8 protein-coding genes are annotated in these 21396 nt (G+C 50.9%); 5 read left to right on the top strand and 3 right to left on the bottom strand.

The genetic code is table 11. From position 1 onward, the window contains the following. Positions 1 to 30 precede the first annotated feature (30 nt). Positions 31 to 2241 (bottom strand): sensor domain-containing phosphodiesterase, encoded by a 2211-nt coding sequence (locus BZK40_RS04265; protein WP_079934215.1) that lies wholly within the window; start codon positions 2239 to 2241, stop codon positions 31 to 33. 610 nt (positions 2242 to 2851) lie between these two features. Between BZK40_RS04265 and BZK40_RS04260 the strand changes: the two genes are divergently transcribed. Genes BZK40_RS04260 through lapD form a run of 5 tightly spaced genes read left to right on the top strand, consistent with a single transcriptional unit; the run spans position 2852 to position 9485 of the window. Further along, positions 2852 to 5044 (top strand): putative bifunctional diguanylate cyclase/phosphodiesterase, encoded by a 2193-nt coding sequence (locus tag BZK40_RS04260; RefSeq protein WP_032944783.1) that lies wholly within the window; start codon positions 2852 to 2854, stop codon positions 5042 to 5044. Next, on the top strand, positions 5037 to 5969 hold the full coding sequence (locus BZK40_RS04255) for an amino acid ABC transporter substrate-binding protein (protein WP_032944786.1): 933 nt from the start codon (positions 5037 to 5039) through the stop codon (positions 5967 to 5969). The genes BZK40_RS04260 and BZK40_RS04255 overlap by 8 nt, the downstream gene beginning before the upstream one ends. Before the next feature lie 7 nt (positions 5970 to 5976). Beyond that, complete coding sequence (locus tag BZK40_RS04250) at positions 5977 to 6846, top strand: transporter substrate-binding domain-containing protein (RefSeq protein ID WP_234096605.1); 870 nt, start codon at positions 5977 to 5979, stop codon at positions 6844 to 6846. 2 nt (positions 6847 to 6848) lie between these two features. Then, the gene (gene lapG, locus BZK40_RS04245; RefSeq protein ID WP_410734578.1) at positions 6849 to 7541 is read left to right on the top strand and encodes a cysteine protease LapG; all 693 of its coding nucleotides are present in this window, start codon (positions 6849 to 6851) and stop codon (positions 7539 to 7541) included. 9 nt (positions 7542 to 7550) lie between these two features. Further along, positions 7551 to 9485, top strand: coding sequence for a cyclic di-GMP receptor LapD (gene lapD / locus BZK40_RS04240; RefSeq protein WP_008785657.1), 1935 nt, complete (start codon positions 7551 to 7553; stop codon positions 9483 to 9485). A 77-nt stretch (positions 9486 to 9562) separates the two neighbouring features. Here the strand turns inward: lapD and BZK40_RS04235 are convergent, their stop codons facing one another. Both BZK40_RS04235 and BZK40_RS04230 read right to left on the bottom strand, forming a co-directional pair. Beyond that, positions 9563 to 9838 (bottom strand): hypothetical protein, encoded by a 276-nt coding sequence (locus BZK40_RS04235; RefSeq protein WP_079934212.1) that lies wholly within the window; start codon positions 9836 to 9838, stop codon positions 9563 to 9565. Positions 9839 to 9900: 62 nt separating this feature from the next. Next, positions 9901 to 21294: a retention module-containing protein gene (locus BZK40_RS04230; protein ID WP_079934211.1), complete on the bottom strand. Its 11394-nt coding sequence runs from the start codon at positions 21292 to 21294 to the stop codon at positions 9901 to 9903. Between the last annotated feature and the right edge of the window lie 102 nt (positions 21295 to 21396).

Genomic DNA, 21396 nt, shown 5'->3' with positions numbered 1-21396 from the left:
CCTGAGAAGAAATTACTCTTTTTTTGGTCATCAGGAGCTAGCGCCCTGTGATTCGAGTGTGAACAGCGGCGTAGGTTTGCCAATGTGATATCCCTGTAACCAGCCCACATTCATTTTTTCCAGACAGGCCTGAATAGTGGCGTTCTCGACAAATTCAGCGACCACCTGCATTTTTTTCATTTCAGCAACGCGGCAGAATGACTCAACGATGTAGTAACTAATTTCACTTTCGGTGATCCGTCGAATAAAAGAGCCATCTATTTTCAGGATATCTGCTTCGATGTTCATCAAGCGCGCATGACTCGCAAACCCGGTGCCAAAGTCATCAATTGCCACCCGACATCCCAGCTGACGTATTAAACGTAGCGTTTCCACGGTTTGTTCTTTGTCTGATAACGTATCTGCTTCCGTTATTTCAAAAATAATCCGCTGTGGCTCCACCGCGTAGTCGTGCAGGAGTTGGGTGATCTTCATGACAATATTTGAACGACACACCGTTACTGGTGCCAGGTTAATAGAAAAACAACGCTGCGGGTGGCTACGCATAAATTTGAGGGTGTTTTCGATAACCCAGAGATCGATATCCGGTGCCAGCCCCGCATCATGAGCAACCGGCAGGAAACTGTTCGGTGGAATAAATTCACCCCGTTCGTTAAGCATACGGATCAATATTTCATGATACGGCGCTTCACCGTGGGTACTGACTATTGGCTGTGCCATCAGGACAAACGCATTGTTATCCAGCGCATTTTGCAGCGCAGTGCGAATTTCCGTTTTATCAACAATGTGGTTGCCAAGGATCCGGCTATGCTGCGCCTCAAGGTTTTCCGGCCTGCCGTTGGTGAGAGATAAACCCGCCACCATGCCCAGTTTCCCCACCAGCTGATAAATATCATCACTCAGATCGTTAATCAGGCAATAGCCCAAACCACTGCGAAAACCCAACCGATGGTTGTTGTAAAAGAGACGAAAACTGTTGGCGGCCTGATACAGATCGCATAGCCGCTCCCAGGTGCCATTTTCCAGCCGGATGAGCAGATCATAACCCGCGTGGTAATAGACTTTCTCGCTTTTCACCAGATGTCTGCGCAAATGCTCAGCAAGGATCTTCTGGTAGCGGGCGCGGAAATGAAAACCATAGCGACGCGAAAAAAGCTCCAGCTCGGGGATCTGTATCAGACATACGGTCGCGCGTTCAGTGGTAAATAGCTCCGTCTTCAGCGCCCGTAAATTTGCCATGCCTGTCATCGGGTCAGTCAGCCCCAGCAGCAGCGCCTGGTTAAAACGCTGACGGGTAAATTTTGCCAGTACCCCCATGATCACAATGGTGAGTGAAAAGACAAAGATCAACGTCGAAACCAGCGCCTGATGCAGCATGAAGTTAACATTGCTGGCGATATAGCTGTCGTTATGTTTGCCTAAGATGATTAATACGATCGTCCACACCAGCATTGTGAGCAAGTGGCCAATCTTGATTGCTCCCCACAACATCAACGGAAATAACAGGATCAGGCTATAGATAGAGAAAAAAACATCCAAATTATCCGGTGATGTTAAGAAGAACATCAGAAAAAACAGCAAGATGCACCAGGATATAACGCCGTAGACGCCGACATTGCCTTTACACTGTTCGGCAATGGCCCGCAGAAAGGTCAGCAGGAAAGACGGTCGACGAATGATGCGGTAAATCTTGTAAAATAAAGGGATCCCCGTCAGGCAACCGTTGATGATCCCCTGAATACGTACCAGCATGCCCAGACTCAACGCCGGAATGTTATCCACATCGGGGCGTTGTCCGTGGGCGACAAACATTGCAAAGAGTTTGCTGAACACCAGATACAGCAGGACGTTGTAGCCACAAAGCCAGAGCAGACGATTAAAGCTAATTTTGATGCGACCAAAGCTAACGCAGCTGCGTCTGCCGGTGAATTTGCGGTACGCGGCATAACTTAAGGTCGACGCGATGATCAGGCACAACGCATCTACCCGTTCATTTTGCGGACCGACCACAAACATGACCGTCAGGAACAGAAGAAATCCCGGCAACACCCGAAAACCAAACAAGACCAATGCGGCAGAAAATACGGCTAGCTTGAGATCGTAAACTGTTAAAATAGTATTATTGAGAATGCTATAACCGTTAAGATATTGTGCCAGCGGGTAAAAAAGGCCAGGTAAGACAAGTGGCAGGCACCATTCCCGAATGTTTTTTATCGTGTTTGAATTTATTATTGCGTCCAAATCAATTTATCCGCTATGCACTATACCAATAGGACTTTAATCCAGACTCGAATGTCACAAACAAATCCTTTTGGGTCAGCCGATGAACCATAGCAAAATTGTCAACATTGACCGCGCACTGAGAAAATAAAATAAGGTTCTATAATGAAGAGAGCATGTTATTCATATCAAATCAGGAAATAAATACCCATTTATAGACAAAAATGGACATCCGGCGGGGATGAAATCACTAAAATGCCTGTCCAAAAAACTGCTAATTCATTGATGTTTAGTAAAAAACAAAAAAGCCTTTGTCAGTTTCCCAACACCTCCAACCAGTACGTATAAAAAATCTTCTCAAGCACCATGAATGTCAACATTAATATCCTGAAAGGGGCATTCAGAAAATGTATTTTTATGTACACTTTTGCCTATTGACGAAAAGAGCAGCGTTATCTATATTCGCATACCGTTATTTTTGTCATTACTCACCATGGTTCAATGTTAGTTATTTGTTACGTCATTACGTTTCACATCTTTCATCTACTTATTTGCAACAATAATATTCCATCAAGTAATAACAGAAATTAATTTTAGTATCGAATAATCTTTTCAGGAATTAACATAATCCGTGGCAAAGTCTCTGTTTTCCCTTAAAGCAATAAAAGGGTGGCAACATTCAATCACTGGCAAAATAACGCAATTCTTGCTGGCGGGTATCGTTATTGCGTTTAGTGCTGGCGCGTTTACCAACTGGAGCCTGATAGATAACTTTTCTTATCAGCAGTGGGTACAGCGGGCTGAAGCGAATGCACAGATTATGACCTACATCATCCGCAACGTGTATACCACCGTTTCGGTCGAAACCAGCGACGCAGGGCAGATATCCCGCATTGTCTCCGACAGACAGATTGGTGACACCGACTCTATTATGCAAACCGGTTATAACCCGGTTGACGTCCTGGCACTGGCATCAGTACAGACCCATAGCCCCACCTGGTTGTTTCTGTATACGCCGGAGAAAGGGTTTGTTGGCATCAACAACAAGTCAGAAGAGGGTGAAGGGATCATCTCTTTCCCCGGTCGTCTGCCGCGCGATGTGCTGGGTAACTACTATGTTGGCTTCGCCCAAATTAATGGCGAAGAGTGCTTTATCAGCGCCGTTCCTATTTTGACGCCTTCAGGTGAGATCCTCGGTAGCCTGATTAGCAGCATTGGAAAAAAAAGCGATCTCTACGCCACCTACGATGCGATGCTGAAAAAAAGCAGTATCATTTTCGTCCTGATTTTGCTGGTAACGCTGGCACTGGTCACGATGTTTATGCGCCGTTTATTCCGTCCGGTTCCGCTGCTGATTAACTCCCTTACCCGCATCGCCCATGAAGAGACGGACTGTATAACGCCCTATCTTGATCAGGACGATGAGATTGGACATCTGGCCGGGGCGATTGAAAAATTGCGCGTCGCCATGAAAGAACGCGGCTATCTGCAACGAATGCATGAAATGTCGCAAAAGATGGAGCATATGGCCCATCATGATTCACTGACCGGATTACCCAACCGCGTTTCGTTTGGCCAGGCGTTAGATAAACGCGTCAGTGAAATCCATCAGGACGAAAAACCATTTAACCTGCTGTTGATTGACCTCGACAACTTCAAACCAGTAAACGACACCTTTGGTCATAAAGCGGGCGATGAGCTGTTAATCAGCGTTGCCCAGCGCCTGCAGCTCTTGCTGGGACCTAACGATATCGCAGCGCGTCTGGGCGGTGATGAATTCGCCATTCTGCAACATGTCAGCGATAACGCCATCAAAGAAGCGAATCGGCTGGCGAAGCGGATTATTCGTGCGCTGAGCACCCCGTTTACCTGGAGTACGCATACTTTTTCCATCAGCTGCAGTATCGGTATCACCACCGCGCCGTATCAGGGCAATAATACCTCGACGTTGATGATCAATGCCGACCTTGCCATGTACGCCTCAAAACATCATGGCCGGGGTTGCTTCCATTTCTTCGAAGACGGCATGGTGATGAAGCATACCCACAGCCTGTTTATTAATCAGGAAATCATCGATGGTATTGATAACAAGGAATTCGAGCTTCATTACCAGCCAATCATCAATCTGGAAGATGAAAGCGTATATGGCTACGAATCGCTGATACGCTGGAATCATCCCACCAAGGGTCTGATTTACCCTGATTATTTTATCAACATCGCCGAGAACTCCGGTCTGATTGTCCGTTTGGGCGAATGGATTATTCGTCAGTCCTGTGAAGCCGCTGCCAAATGGCCGGAGCGTATCAGGGTAGCCGTCAATATATCGGCCTACCAACTGCACAGCCCAGGACTGGTTGACGTTATCAAAGATGCGTTACGCATCAGTCAACTTTCAGCCGAACGTCTTGAAATAGAAATTACCGAATCCGAAAAGCTGGATAAGTCGATTGCCTTACCCGTGCTGCAAGAGATTCGCTCTCTGGGCATTGAAATCGCGATGGATGATTTAGGCACCGGCTACGCGGCACTGGATTATCTGCTGATCTATCCTTTCACTCGCATCAAGATAGCGCGCACGCTGGTCGATAAGCTCCAGCAAGATAATGCCAGTCAGTATTTGATTGTGATGCTGATTCAGTTTGCCCATAAGTACAATATGTCGGTCACCGCTGAAGGGGTAGAAACCGCGCAGCAGCGTGACATTCTGCGCGACATTGAGTGCCAGAATGTTCAGGGCTATTTCTTTAGCTATCCGCTGCGCGAGCGTGAAGTGCTTTCCGCATTTGCCAAAGAGGTCATTGAAGAAGGACTGTGCAATGTCTGACTTCTTTCGCCCGGTAAAGCGCATGCTGACGATTTTTGTCCTGTTAATAGTTTCAGCAACGCCATGCTTAGCAGGCTCAGCCCTGCCGTTGCACACGCTGGAGCAAATCGCCAGCAAGAAAAGCATTACCCTTGGTTATCAGGATGATGCGTTTCCTTTCTCATGGCAGAATGGCAACGTACCTGCCGGCTATTCCATTGATATTTGCAACAGTATCGTCAGCGCGCTCAAGACAAAACTTCAGCTTAAAAACCTGAAGGTCGAGTGGGTAAAAGCTAACTCAGCATCGCAGTTTGTCCTGATTAAAAATCACATGGCAGACATCATGTGTATCCCGGCCTTTTATTCGAAAAGTCGCCACAGCATTAGCGAGTTCTCGCTTCCGTTTTATTTTTCAAGTACCCGCTTCGTCATGCGTAAAAATGAAAGCAACGACAATCTGGCAGAGCTTTCCGGACATAGCGTACTGGTAAAAAGCGGCACGATTTACGTTGAGCAACTGCAAAAAGTGAATGCCGCCAATGACCTGGATATTAATATTCAACTCGATACCAACAACATTACCGCCTTCAATGAACTGAAGAATGGTGAGTATTCTGCACTGATCTCCAGTACGGTTTTACTCAAAGGGATGATCGCGCAAACGCCTAATCCTGGAGACTATAAACTTTCCGACATTGCGCTCAGCGCCCCGCTACCGGCCGGCTTGTTACTCCCGTTACACGATAAAGAATTTAAAGAATTTGTTGATGACACTCTCTCCTCGCTGATGGCCAGCAACGAATTTACTGCGCTGTACAATAAATGGTTTCAGTCACCGATTCCGCCGAAAGCCATTAATTTAAACATTCCCATGTCAGATAACCTGAAAGCATTAACGTCTGCTAAAAAGAAGATCAGTTTTGATTATGAAAAATATAATTAATCGTGAGATGACAAGGGTGAACCGCATAGTGCAATGGCTGTTTTTACTGGCAGGCATCGGTATCACCCCCGCGCTGATGGCGCAGCAGAACGCCGCGACGCTCGATCATATTCAGAACAGCAGCGTGCTCAACGTGGGTTATCGCCAGCTGCCACCGTTTTCTTTTACTGACCACAATGGCAAAGTCACGGGTTATACCATCGCGGTATGTAACATGATTGCCGATAAGTTGCGCCAGTATTTGAAGCTCAACAGCTTAACCATTCATTATATTCCCGTGAATTTTGCAGAACGCTTCTCCGCATTAAACACACGGAAAATAGATATGGACTGTGGTGTAAATACTAACGCACCGGAGCGGACCTCCAGCGTTTCATTTTCGCTCAACTACTACACCGCGAAAATGCGCATCATCTCTTTGCGTAAAAATAATATAAATTCAATTGCCGATCTAAAAGGACGCACGGTAAGTCTGACCGGTAGCTCTAAAGATTTGCTGGAATTTAATAAAGCCAACAGAGAGCAACACCTTAATATTTCAACGATTACCACCACCACCATAAACGGCGCATTTGAGAAAATGGCGCATAATGAATCCGCCGCTTTCTTTGTCGATGACATTCTGGCCTGGCCGCTGATTAATCATAGCGAGCAACCTGAACTGTTCAGCGTCTCTTCTGAGAGCATCGGCAATGAGATGCACTATGCCATTATGATGAGGAAAAACGATCCGCAGTTTGTGACGTTTGTTGACAGTACGCTGAAAGATTTTTTTGCCTCGCCGGCCAACGTGCAATTACGTAAAAAGTGGTTGTCCCCCTGGTCCTGCGAAAAGATGAAAAACCCGTCACCGGGCAGTTGCCAGCATAGCCATTGAACATTATCCGCCGCTGCTTACGCCACCGCCTGCTACGCCTGTGGAAAATCCCCGGGGCGCTGCTGCTATTGCTGTCAGTCCATTCGCTACGCGCGGCCTGGGATTTTGCCAATATTCAACAAAAGTCCGATGCGCTATATGGCCCGGCAACACCAGAAGCACAGCAACGGATCCACGCCTGGCAACAGCTTCTGCTCCAGTTGCGTAATGCTGACGAGCAAACGCAATTACGCGCCGTAAACCAATTCTTTAACGAGAAGATCCGCTATACCGAAGATATTGATGTCTGGCATAACGTCGATTACTGGGCGACCCCTATCGAGTCGCTGCGCAAGGGTGAGGCAGATTGTGAAGACTACGCGATCGCCAAATATTTCACCCTCCGCCAGTTGGGAGTATCCGAAGACAAACTTCGCATCACCTATGTTAAAGCCCTGCGTTTAAACCGCGCACACATGGTGCTGACCTGGTACGCCACCCCTGAGGCGATTCCTCTGGTACTCGACAGTCTGACCAGCACCATTTCGCCTGCGACGCAGCGCATGGATCTATTACCCGTCTACTCCTTTAACAACACCGGCCTTTGGCTTCCCGGCAATCAAAACAATAAACGCGTTGGGGACAGCAAGAGGCTTTCTCGCTGGCAGCAAGTTTTCACCAAAATGCGGGAAGAAGGCTTCCCGATGGATAAATAGGAATCGCCCGTGTCTCTTTTTAAACAGTTACTTCTGGCAATCTCTCTCTTTATGATGGTTGTGTTCAGCGGCAATTTTATTGTGACGCTGGAGAGTTCTCGCAATCAGTCCAATAACCAACTCCTTTCACATGCCCAGGATGCCGCAACGGCGCTAGGCGTTTCGCTGACGCCCAACGTCAACGACCCGGCAATGATCGAGCTGATGGTCAGCTCCATTTTCGATAGCGGTTACTACAAAAAAATCCGCATCGTCGATCTGGCAAACGGCAAAATAATGCTTGAGCGTAGCGCGGTAGCGACAATTCCCAACGTTCCCGGTTGGTTCGTCGATCTGGTGGATGTCACCCCGCAAACCGGTGAAGCAACGATTATGCGCGGCTGGCAGCAGGCAGCTCGCGTGGAAGTGACCAGCGATCCTATCTTTGCCGTGCAGCGTCTGTGGGACAATACCTTAGGCAATCTGTTGTGGATGCTGTCCTGTAGTCTTGCCTGCTTAATCGCCGGTATTCTGCTGCTGCGCAAACTGCTGCGCCCACTCAATTACATGGCAAAACAATCCGAAGCTATTACCCGTCGCGAGTTTCTGACACTCCACGAGTTACCCAAAACGCCGGAATTACGCCGCGTTGTAGGCGCCATGAATTTAATGGCAGCTAAGCTTAAATCGTTATTTGAAGAACAAGCTATCTACAGCGAACGCCTGCACAATGAAGCTTATCTCGACAGCCAGACCGGGGTAGCTAACCGCCGGGCATTCGATATGCAGCTCCAGGCGCGACTGAGTGATGCCGATACGGCACCAGGATATCTGATGCTGGTTCGCGTTCAGGATTTAGGTGGCCTGAATCAGCGCTTTGGCGGACCGCATACTGATAAGCTGTTGCTCAACATCGCCAACCTGCTGAACGCGCACAGAGAAAAGTATGCCCCTCTCGACAGCACGCTCGCCCGCATTCGCGGCGGTGAATTCGCCCTACTCTGCCCTGGCGTGACGCACGGAGAAATGCTGGAGCTGTGTAATTCATTGTCTCAGAAACTCACGGCCTTTTACGCTACTGGAATGTCAGACCAACAGCCGGTTGCCTATACCAGCATGGTGCCATTCAGCGCCGGAGAAAATGCCCAGTCATTGCTGATCCAGGCCGATCGCCTGCTGGTTGAAGCGGAAACACACACCAACCATCAGGTCGTTCCTACCACCGAAATACCTGCAGCTACAGAAGATCAGCATTTGTGGTTTGTTCGCCTGGAGCATGCGCTGACAAATCAACAGTTTCAGTTGGTTTATCAGCCGGTGGTCGATTGCCGCCAGCCGGACAAAATCCTGCATTACAAGGTACTGTCGCGCATTATTGATGAGCAGGGTAACGCCATTACCGCGGGGCGGTTCTTGCCCTGGATCCACCGCTTTGGCTGGAGTCATCGACTCGATAAAGTCATGTTGAAGCTCACATTGAACCAGTTGAAAACCGCGCCCGGAAAACTAGCGTTGAGTATTTCTGGCAGTTCTGTCGCCAGCGCGACCGCCATTGCAGACCTGCTCAATCCGTTACGGTACTCACCGAAATTAGCCAGCAAGCTGATTCTGGAACTGGATGAAAATCAGTTACCAGGCCCCCATCAGATGGCGGCATTTGTTAAAGCCGTAGGTCAGCATCGCTGCGCGCTGGGACTGCAACACTTCGGTAGCCGTTTCGATATGATCGGTCATCTGTCGCAATGGGGTCTTGCCTATCTGAAAATCGACAGCAGCTATATCCGCAAAATTGATGAGGAAAATGATAAGCGTTTGTTTATTGAAGTATTGTGCAGTGCCACGCGCAGTATTGATTTGCCGCTCATTGCCGAACGTGTTGAAACGGAAGGTGAGCTTATGGTGCTGCAAGAATTAGGGATTGATGGTGCAATGGGGCAATTATTAGGTGAGCCCGCACCATTGTGATAAAACTGGCGTCTTGATACGCCTTTGTATAGCCGGATGGCGCTACGCTTATCCGGCCTACAAACTGCCTGCATCAGCTAAAATATACGATCATCGTTGCCAAGCAGTTGTTCTAACCCGCCAAGTTCCTGGCGCGCGTTCGCGCGATTCATTAATTTAACCTGCGCCATCGCTGGAAGATCGGTAATAGCAATCACGCCTTTACGGATCAACAGGTAAATCAAATCGTCGAGCACGCGAACCATCTCCAGGTCGCTTTTTTGCAGCATCGCTAAAGCCTGCTGGTTGTCATTTTCAGGACTTTTTGCCACGCCTTCTGCCTGCACGTTTGCAGCAGATGAATCAGAATTCATATCAGTGCCTTTTCATTTTGCATGACGCTGCTGCCCTGTTTACACAGGGCAGCAGGCAATCGTTAGTGAGTGTGGTTTTGATCGGGTTTAGCAATCAGGTGATCCAACGAGTAGGTCGGAGAATGCAGATCGCCGCTTGCCGGAGTAGACAGCGCGGTATCTATTCCATGCGCCACTTTTGCCGGACTGGCGATCAGGTGATGATCGCCGCCGCTTTGAATGTACTTCGCAATATCCACACCTTCATGCAGTTCACGCGCCAGATCGCTGAGATCGACTTTTTCAAGCACCCCCTTCGCCTTATCATCGGCGCTGAGTACCGCTGTCGCCTGACCGTGTCCGGTCGCTGCTGGTGCATAAGACAGAGATAATGCGTTGTCGTCGAACAGGTTATGCAGCGCATGCTGCATCGCAGCATGATTCCCTTTATCCACCGTATGCCCTTTCACTGGTGCAGGATCGTCCATCGTCACGTTCAACGTTTGGCTATAAGGCGTAATATTACCGTGGTTATCATGCGCCTCGACCAATACGTTCACGCGGTTATGACCGGCACGGAATGCGGAGGTATCGGCCTCAATGTCATAGGTCAACCCATTAATGCCCTGATGAAGAATGGCATCGTACTGATGACCATTTACCAGCGCTTTAATATGATCGCCATCATTCACATCACCGCTCACGCTGCCGGTAATATGCGTGACGGTATCCTGTGATTCGGCACGCGAGATGTGGTTATCACCGGCGATCTTATCTACCACGATACTGGCGTCAGCGTGTGTATCAAGGACGATGGTTTTGTGATCGCTCACATCGATTGTATTACCCGCGTCGTCGTGTAACGTCGTTTTCACATCAATATCATTGATACCTTCCTTCAGATATGCGCTCTGGACAGCAACCTGATAAACCGTTGATGATCCAGGTGCCAGCGTAGCCTTCATAAGGTGACCGTTGATATTCACTTCAACAACATCGGTAGAATGGGTATCCCCGGAGACCGTAAAGCGAATCACTGTGTCTGACTGCGATTCTTTCAGGTTAACGACGTTATCTGCTGCGATGCCGTCATTGATAGTAATCGCACCATCGGCATGAGTATCCAGCACCACGTTTTTCTGATCGTGCACGTCTAACGTATTCCCTGCGTCATCGTGTAACGTCGTTTTCACCTCAATCTTATTATCGCCCTCATTCAGATACGTTCCCGGAACCGCAACCTGATAAACCGTCGAGGAGCCAGGTACCAACGAAGCCTTCAAGTTGTTGCCGTTGACGCTAACATCAACGACATCGGTCGGGTGAGTGTCGCCGGAAACCGTAAATTTAATCACCGTGTCTGACTTCGATTCATTCAGGTTAACGACGTTGTCGCCTGCGATGTGGTCATTAATGGTAATTGCACCGTTGGCCTGCTCATCAATGGAATAGGTATGTGTCGATTTTGCGGTGAACGGGTTCCCCGGCGCGTCATGGCCGGTAAGCTCAACGTCAATAACTTTGTGCGCATCACTACGTAGAACCGCCGAATCCACGTCAATCTGATAGCCCAGACCGCCGCCGCTCAGGGTGATGACGCTCCCTTGATACTTATGCCCGCCGATGGTCAAGGTAACCGGATCATAAAGCTGCGCGTCACCGCCGACATGGCCGGTGATGGTCACCTTCTGCCCCGACAGCTCCTGGTGGTTGAGGACGTTATCCGCCGTGACGCTGTCAATGTCGACGGTACCTGAAGCCACGCGGTCGATGAGGATCGTCTTATCGGTATAAATCTGCTGGCGGTTACCGGCATCGTCATGGGCGACGACATGGGCGGTAATATGCTGGTTGTGAACCAAATCAACCGTACTGGCTTCAACGCGGAACACCTTCTTACCGCCGCTGTCGGAGACTATCGCCGGCAGATCTTTGCCATTGACGGTGACGGTAACCTGATCGCCGACCTCAACGTCGCCGGTCACAGAACCGGTGATGATGGTGGTCGGTTTCCCGGCTTCAACGTTATTCAGCACGTCATCATTGGACACTGGGTCCAGGACAATTGTCGCATCCACGCGCTCGTCAATTATCACGATTTTGTCATACGTCGCAGTCTGGATATTGCCTGCCGTATCATGACCCGTCACGCTGACATGAATAGTCGGATCGGCCTGAAGATCCGTGGTACTCACGAATGCTTTATACCCCAACTGCCCGTTCATATGCGGCAGCTCAATGACAGTGGCCTCAACCTGGTTGCCATTAACGGTGATATAGACCTTGTCGTTTTTGTGTACGTCACCATCCACGGTACCGCTGACTTCAACCTTGCCAGCCTGAATCTCAGCGGCATTGATAACGTCGTCACCGCCCACGGTATTAACCGTTACCGCTGCCGATGCCGTGGTATCGACAGAAAACGCTTTGATGATACTGGTGTCCTGAACGTTGCCAGCCTTGTCGTGGCCGGTCACTTTAGCGTCGATGGTATGGTCAGCTACCAGGTCTGACGTATTTACATCAACTGTGTAGTGATTACTTGCATTAATAACGGCATTGTAATCATGACCATTGACCGTCAAGGTCACGTTTTCACCGGGTTTAACATCGCCGGAAACGGAACCACTCACCGTGGTCTTTGCTTGTCCAACTTCTTGCGAGTTCAGTACGTTATCAGTTGTGATGTTATCAATCGTAACGCCCGCATCAGCGTTGAGATCGACCTCAACGTGCTTCGACGTCGAGTCAGTACCAGTGTTTCCGGCAGCATCGGTAGCGCTTACCGACGCGGTAATGTCCGGGTTATTACGCAGATCGTTGATGCTGACATCCTGCGACCAGACCCATCCCGTGGTGCCTGCATGTACCACAGCGGTTAAAGTATTACCATTCACCTGCAGCGAGACTACGCTACCGTCATGGATGCCTTCGCCGCTGACCGTACCGCTGATCGTTATTGTGCCGCTTTTCGCTTCCGAACCATTGATAACGTCATCACCGGCGACATTGTCCATGGTGATGTGGACTGGGTTATCGATATCGACCTGAATGGTTTTCAGCACGCTCGAGGTGTCGCTACCCGCGGAGTTACTGACGGTAATTGATACCTCAAATGTCGGGTGCGCCTTAAGTACGTCGGTAGGAACATCAACCTGATAGCCTAATTCACCCGGCAGGCCAGGAATCGCGATCATTTTGCCAGGGTATTGATTGCCGTTAATGGTGACAATAACCGTATCATTGACGCTTACATCCCCAGTTATCAGACCACGAATCGGCGTAGTGGATTTACCCTCTTCAACTTGGTTGATTACATCATCGCCCGTCACCGGATCGACGGTGAGGTGGACATGCGGTTTCTGTGGCAGCGAGGTTCCCGTGCCGGTTGTAGATGTAGTGATTGGCGTCAAATTGGTATTAAAACTGCTACCGCCAGCAACAGGAATTTGTGCTACCCAAGGTAGGTCATAATATTGATGTGCCACCGCCATAGCGACATTGCCATGATTGTCGTGGCCAATGACAGTTACAGTAATATTGCCGTCATCATCCCAATAATCAGTGCTAATGTTCAGTGTGTATCCCAGCTTCCCATCCGGTAAGGTGATAACGGTGGTGTCCAATCTGTTTCCATGACCTACGTCAATATGGATAAGATCGCCGAATTGCGCATCATGATCAACATGTCCCACAACCGTTACATAATCAGGTCTGGCTCCAGCAGCAAGGTCTTGCGGAACCCAGTTTTTAGCTGAGTCAATAGTGATGCCAATCTGAGCAACGGTATCAATCTCCACCGGCCTATCATCATGCCCGCGCGCAACGTTGCCAGCTGCATCCTTTGCCGTCACTTCAGCATGGATATTCGGGTCCATCAGCAGATCGAGCGTTGAAACCTGAGTGCTGAACACGTGCTGGCCGTTGCTGCCATCCTGCACCGGGGCATAGTAGGTCTGATGGTTGATGGTCAGTTCAACCAGATCCCCCACTCGTACATCGCCACCCAAGGTACCGGTCACGGTGGTCAGCGGGTTATGCGCATCTTTGTAGCTGATAACATCATCATTATGATCCGTCACCAGCGGGTCAATATGGACGATAGCCTCGGCGCGATCGTCAATTTTCACCGTGCTTGTCGCATCCGCCGTCGCGGTATTTCCTGCGGCATCATGGGTGCTAATCGTCGCCGTAATATTTGGATCGTTTTTCAACCACTGGGTATCCACCTCGACGCTATAGCCCAGCGTCCCCAGCTTCGGCAGTTCGACCACCGTCGCATCAACCGTATTGCCGTCAATTACCAAGTGAACGATATTTCCCTTGTGCGCGTCGCCGCCCACCGTGCCGCTGATGATCGTTTTCGGTGCCTGCAGTTCAGTACCGTTCAGAACGTTATCACCCGTCACGCGATCGATGGTGATCGCAGCAAAAGCCCGGTCGTCCAGATTAACGTCATGGTGCGCCACCACGTGCGCATGGTTCTTCGCCGCATCGGTAACGTCCATGGTGACTTCAATATGCGGGTTGGCGACCAGATCGGCGGTATTGACGATAATACGGTAGCCCAGATGGCCATTGATATCGTCCACCGAACCTTTATAAGTGACGCCGTTGATGGTCATGACCAGCGGGTCGCCTTTTTGAACTTCGCCGGTCACGGTGCCGCTCACAACCGTAGTGGTCTGATGCTGCTCGTCATAATTCAGCGTGTTGTCTGGCGTAACGTCGTCGATTGTAATCGTCGCGTCGATGCGGGTATCGATCACCACCGTGGTCTCAGCATTGGCCGTCGCCGGGTTGCCCGCAACATCGGTGGTGCTAACGGTGGCCGTTAAATGCGGATCGGACAGCAGATCGGCAGTACTGACTTTGATGCTATACCCGAGATGCCCACCCTGATCGATGACTTTCCCGGTCAGAGTGTGACCATTGACGGTCAGATACACGATGTCGTTCACATGCACATCACCGCCGACTTTGCCGGTGACCATCGTAAACTGATCATGCGACTCCGCACCGTTAATCATATTGTCGCCAGTAACCGGATCGATAGTCAGCAGCGCTTTCGCGTGCAAATCCACCGACAAATCATGCGTGGTTTCAGCTCTCTGCTGGTTGCCAGCACGATCTACTCCAACTACCTGCGCAAAAATATGCGGATCTTTCACCAGATCGCCCGTCAGCACATCCAGCTTATAGCCCAGCGCATTATTGTGCTCCGGGAGTTTCTGGACAGTTGCGTCGTAGTGGTGACCATTGATGGTAACGATCACTTTATCGCCCATGTGCACATCACCAGAAACGGTACCCATCACTTCGGTGGTGTGTTTTGTGGACTCGGCGCCGTTAATCATATTGTCGCCCGCCACGGTATCAATGGTAATCCCTGCCTGGGCGTGGTTATCAATTTTTACTGTATGCGTCGTGGACTTGACAACTTCGTTCCCCACGGCATCGTGCGACGTTACGGTAGCCTTGAAGGTGACATCTTTGTCCTGGTTGCTCTGGTTGTCGCTAAAGTCAGAGGACAGAACCGGGATTTGATACCCCAATTGACCGTTGCCCAGAACGATAACCTTGCCGGTATAGGTGTTACCGTTAATCTCAACGCGCACATCATCGTCAACCTGGGCGTCTTTACCCACGACGCCGCTAACCAACTGCCAGGTCTTGTCCAACTCGAAATGGTTGAGTACGTTATCATCCGTCACCGGATCAATCGTAATCGTCGCTTCCGCGTGCAGATCGATATGCACCATATGGTCGTGCGTTACCGTTGACGGGTTACCGTGTTCATCGACGGTTGAAATGGAGACATGGACCTTCTGGTCGCTGCCATCTTTCAGATTATCGGTGCTGACTTCAATGCTGTAACCCAGCGAATGGTCAGGCAGTTCAAAGACCTTGCCGCTATAGGTTTTGCCATTGAAGGTTAAGGTGACAACATCGTCTTTCTGCGCATCGCCGCCGACTGCCCCTGTAATCGTCGTCTTGTGCAACTGAGACTCAGCTTTGCTGATAATGTCATCACTTGCGACGGTATCGATGCCGATAGAGGCGCTGGCGTTCAGATCCAGCCCCACGGTACGCTCCGCAGTTGCCGTGGTTTCGTTATCATGATCGTCCGTGGTATGAATGCTGGCATGAATCACCGGGTTGTTGACCAGGTTCTGGGTATCCACCGGGATATGGTAGCCGAGGCCACCGTTTGCCAGCTTCTCCACTTCCCCCGAATAATGTTGGCCATTAATCACCAGCTCAACGATATCGTGCTCTTTTGCATCGCCGCTCACCGAGCCGCTGATGGTGGTCTTGCCGTTATTGTCCGTCGATTCCTTGATGTTGATGAAGTTATCATCCGTCACACCATCAATGGTGATATGCGATTGCGTGTACATATCGTTGCTAATGGTCAGGGTATTCTGACTGGTGACACTATTATGCGCCGCATCCGAGGAAGTTACGGAAACGGTAATTTGCGGGTGGGTCATCAGCATATGAGTATTGACCGGGAAGCTAAAGCCCAGCCCGCCGCCTGTCAGCGGGATAACCACACTGTGAATCACCTCGCCGCCCTTCAGCGCCAGAGTAACCGCATCCCCCACTTTCGCATCCGCGCCGGTAACGGTACCGGTAATTTGCGTGATACCGCCGTTGGCGGAAAACTCCTTGATATTAATAACGTCATCACCCGCGACGGTATCAATATGCACCTGGTTTACCGCAAAGTTGTCGATATGCACGCTGTGGTTGCTGATCGCCGTCACTTCGTTGCCTACCGCATCATGCGAGACAACCGTCGCCCTGATGTTGACGTTTTTATCCTGGTGGCCCTGGTTGTTGCTGAACGCCGACGAATCGACCGGGATTTGGTAGCCCAGTTGACCGTTATTCAGCGTAATGACTTCACCCGTAAACGTGTGGCCATTGATCTCAAGGCTGACAACGTCGTGAAGCTTCGCATCACCATCGACGGTGCCGGTGATGAGTTGCTGAGCCATATTCAGTTCGCTATGGTTCAGGGTGTTATCGGCGGTCACCTTATCAATCGTAATGCTCGCTTCCGCGTGCAGATCGATATGCACCATATGGTCGTGCGTTACCGTTGACGGGTTACCGTGTTCATCGACGGTTGAAATGGAGACATGGACCTTCTGGTCGCTGCCATCTTTCAGATTATCGGTGCTGACTTCAATGCTGTAACCCAGCGAATGGTCAGGCAGTTCAAAGACCTTGCCGCTATAGGTTTTGCCATTGAAGGTTAAGGTGACAACATCGTCTTTCTGCGCATCGCCGCCAACCGGCCCCGTGATGATCGTCTTATGCAGGTTGGACTCGGCTTTACTGATAATGTCATCACTTGCGACGGTATCGATGCCGATAGAGGCGCTGGCGTCCAGATCCAGCCCAACGTGGTGTTTCGTCACCGCCGTCATTTCGTTGCCATGCTCGTCCGTGGTATGGATGCTGGCATGAATCACCGGGTTGTTGACCAGGTTCTGGGTATCCACCGGGATATGGTAGACCAGATTGCCGTTCGCCAGCTTCTCCACTTCCCCCGAATAGTGTTGACCATTAATCACCAGCTGAACGGTGTCATGCTCTTTTGCATCTCCGCTCACCGTGCCACTGATGGTGGTCTTGCCGTGATTGTCCGTCGATTCCTTGATGTTGATAAAGTTATCAGCCGTCACGTCATCAATGGTGATATACGACTGTGTATACAGATCGGCGCTGATGGTTTTGGTTTCAGAATGCGTGACGCTGTTCCCTGCCGGATCCGTAGAGGTAACAGAAACCGTAAATTCCGGATGAGTTACCAGCTTATGGCTATTTACCGGGATGCTATAGCCCAGTCCACCGCCCGCCAGCGCGATAACCACACTGTGAATCACCTCGCCGCCCTTCAGTGCCAGGGTAACCGCATCCCCCACCTTCGCATCCACGCCGGTTACGGTACCGGTAATTTGCGTGATCCCGCCGTTGGCTAAAAACTCCTTGATATTAATAAGGTCATCACCCGCGACGGTATCAATATGCACCGCGTTTTCAGCGAAGTTATCGAGATGTACGTTGTGGTTGCTGGTGGCAATTGCCAGGTTACCTGCCGCATCGTGGGAAGTGACGCTGACGTGGACCGTCACGTCTTTCAGCACCTGACCGACGTTGTCAGAGAACACCGCAGAATCCACCTCGATGCGATAACCGAGGGTATTTTTCCCGGTATCAATCACCTGGCCGTGATACTGGTGGCCGTTAATTTCCACCAGCACCGGGTCGCCCGCTTTCGCGTCTTCCCCGCGCACGTTTCCGGTAATCGTCTGCTTCGCCGCCGACAGCTCAGTAAAGTTCAGGGTGTTGTCGGCGGTGACATCATGAATATTGACGGTGTTATGCGCTTTAGTGTCCAGCACCACGGTATGGTGCGCCAGCGCGGTCACTTCATTACCCACCGCATCGTGGCTGACCAGCGTCACCACCACCGCATTTTTACCTTCCTTCAGCGTGCCGACCGGCACCGCCACTTCGTAGCGCAGTTCGCCGTTATCATCGACCACCGTTCCGGTAAAATTCTGCCCCCGCACGCTGACGGTAACGGTATCCCCCGCTTTGGCATCGCCGCCTGCCACGCCGCTTATCAGCGTGGTCATGCGGTTTTCAATGGCGTTGACCACATTGTCGTTCGCGACGGTATCGATATGTACCGTGTTTTCCGCGAAGTTGTCGAGATGCACGCTGTGGGTGTCGGTGGCAATCGCCAGGTTGCCCGCCGCATCGTGAGACGTGACGCTGACATGGACCGTCACCTCTTTCAGCACATGACCGACGTTGTCAGAGAACGCCGCAGAATCCACCTCGATGCGATAACCGAGGGTATTTTTCCCGGTATCAATCACCTGGCCGTGATACTGGTGGCCGTTAATCTCCACCAGCACCGGGTCGCCCGCTTTCGCGTCTTCCCCGCGCACGTTTCCGGTAATCGTCTGCTTCGCCGCCGACAGCTCAGTAAAGTTCAGGGTGTTGTCGGCGGTGACATCATGAATATTGACGGTGTTATGCGCTTTAGTGTCCAGCACCACGGTACGGTGCGCCAGCGCGGTCACTTCGTTACCCACCGCATCGTGGCTGACCAGCGTCACCACCACCGCATTTTTACCTTCCTTCAGCGTGCCGACCGGCACCGCCACTTCGTAGCGCAGTTCGCCGTTATCCTCGACCACCGTCCCGGTAAAATTCTGCCCCTGTACACTGACGGTAACGGTATCCCCCGCTTTGGCATCGCCGCCTGCCACGCCGCTTATCAGCGCGGTCATGCGGTTTTCAATGGCGTTGACCACATTGTCGTTCGCGACGGTGTCGATATGTACCGTGTTTTCCGCGAAGTTGTCGATATGCACATCGTGGCTGCTGGTGGCAATCGCCAGGTTGCCCGCCGCATCGTGAGAGGTGACGCTGACATGGACCGTCACCTCTTTCAGCACATGACCCTGGTTATCGGAGAATGCGTCCGAATCCACCTCGATGCGATAACCGAGGGTATTTTTCCCGGTATCAATCACCTGGCCGTGATACTGGTGGCCGTTAATTTCCACCAGCACCGGGTCGCCCGCTTTCGCGTCTTCCCCGCGCACGTTTCCGGCAATCGTCTGCTTCGCCGTCGACAGCTCAGTAAAGTTCAGGGTGTTGTCGGCGGTGACATCATGAATATTGACGGTGTTATGCGCTTTAGTGTCCAGCACCACCGTGGTGTGCTGCACCGCCACCGCGGTGTTGCCTGCCGTATCCACCCCGGTCACCGTCACTTCCACATTGTTACTGCCTTCGGTCAGTACCGACGAGTCCACCGCCACTTCATAGCGCAGCGCCCCGTGTTCATCGGTCACCACCAGGCCGGTAAAGGTCCTGCCGTTCACCACCACCGCAACGTTATCGCCCGGCTGCGCATCCCCGGTCACCGCCCCGCTGATCAGCGTCGGCATCCGCGACTCACTGCGGTTCACGACATTATCCCCTGCCACGGTATCAATGCTGATGGCGTTGGCCGCCTGGGTGTCCAGTACCACGGTGCGGTGCGTCACGGCAGTGGCTTCATTGCCTACCGCGTCATGGCTTACCAGCGTCACCTGCACATCGTTAGCCCCCTCTTTGAGAGTTGCGGAAGGCACAACGATTTCATAGCGTAGCTGGCCATGATCGTCGAAAACCGTGCCGTGAAACGCTTTGCCCTGAATGGTCAACGTGACCGGATCACCCGCTTTCGCATCACCGCTGGCAATGCCAGAAATAATGGTCGGCATACGAAACTCATTAGCGTTGACGACATCATCATTCGCCACCGTTTCAATGGTCACGGCATTTTGCGCATACAGGTCGTTATCGACATGATGATCAGTGGAAACAATGGTGGTATTTCCTGCGTCGTCAGTAGAGGTTAACGTGGCGTGGATGTTCGGTTCATGCAGTAACCCCTGGGTCAGTACCGGGATGGTATAAGTCAGAGTCCCATTTCCTGGGTCGGTAACAACACCGGTATATTCTTTACCATCAACCAATAAAGTAACGATATCGCCGGGTTTAGTGTCGCCGCCGACCGACCCGTGGATCAGGGTTTGCGGTTGACGCGACTCTTCGTAGTTAATGAGGTTATCCGGCGTGACGTTATCAACGGTAATGTCGATGTGTGGTCCGGTAATATCAATCAGCGCATGATCAAAACTTTCTGCCGTTCGTCCCGTCACATCGGTGGCTATTGCCACCACTGTTACATTTCCCGGGACCAGTCCCCCCAGATCGGTATCAATATTCCAGTGCCCGTTGCTCACTGGAACAGTAACGGTGAATGTGTTTTTTTGGCTATCGGTGAAGGTGAGTGTGATGTGATTTTGATTACTGGTGCCGCTTAAATGGGTCTGATGGAATTCGCTTTTGTTAATGAAACCGTCGTTGCCGGCAAACTCGGTAATTTGTACCTCAGGCGGGAAAACACTCGCGGAACCTGCGGTAACTCCCCCTATCGGCAGATTGATATCCCAGTTCGGGCTTCCCAGACCTTTAGTGTTAAAACCTGCTGTCGGATCAACCACCTGCCCGGTCAATTCAAGCTGAACCAGAGTGTGCCCCCCGCCGCCACCTTCTAATGTTACCGGTGCTTCATTACCCGCCGCGGTGGCTTCCAGCACCTGCGTCGGGTCAGCGCCATCGGCAATGGCCTTTTGTGCGGCGGCAATATCCTGAGCACTACTTTCCGGATGATGGCTGGCCTGTAGACCGTGCTCACCCCAATGGCTATTACGGCCTATATCCAGCGTTTTTCCGTCTGGTAAAGAGATACTTACCGCGCCGCTGGCACCGGTCACAATTTCTTCACCGCTATATACCCTGTCGCCTTCATGAACCAGTCGTTGTGCACCATTGGCATCAACTACGTAAACCTGTCCAATAATTGCTTTGATCACACCGAGTAATTTGCTCACCGTAACCTCACTTAATTACCATCATTATTTTTATAAACTCGTTAATATATTAACAAACAAATATCACATTCAATTAATGTAAACATTAATATCTCAATGTAG

Source organism: Citrobacter portucalensis, assembly GCF_002042885.1.
Classification (GTDB): domain Bacteria; phylum Pseudomonadota; class Gammaproteobacteria; order Enterobacterales; family Enterobacteriaceae; genus Citrobacter; species Citrobacter portucalensis.
This window is presented reverse-complemented; position numbering and strand designations above follow the sequence as displayed.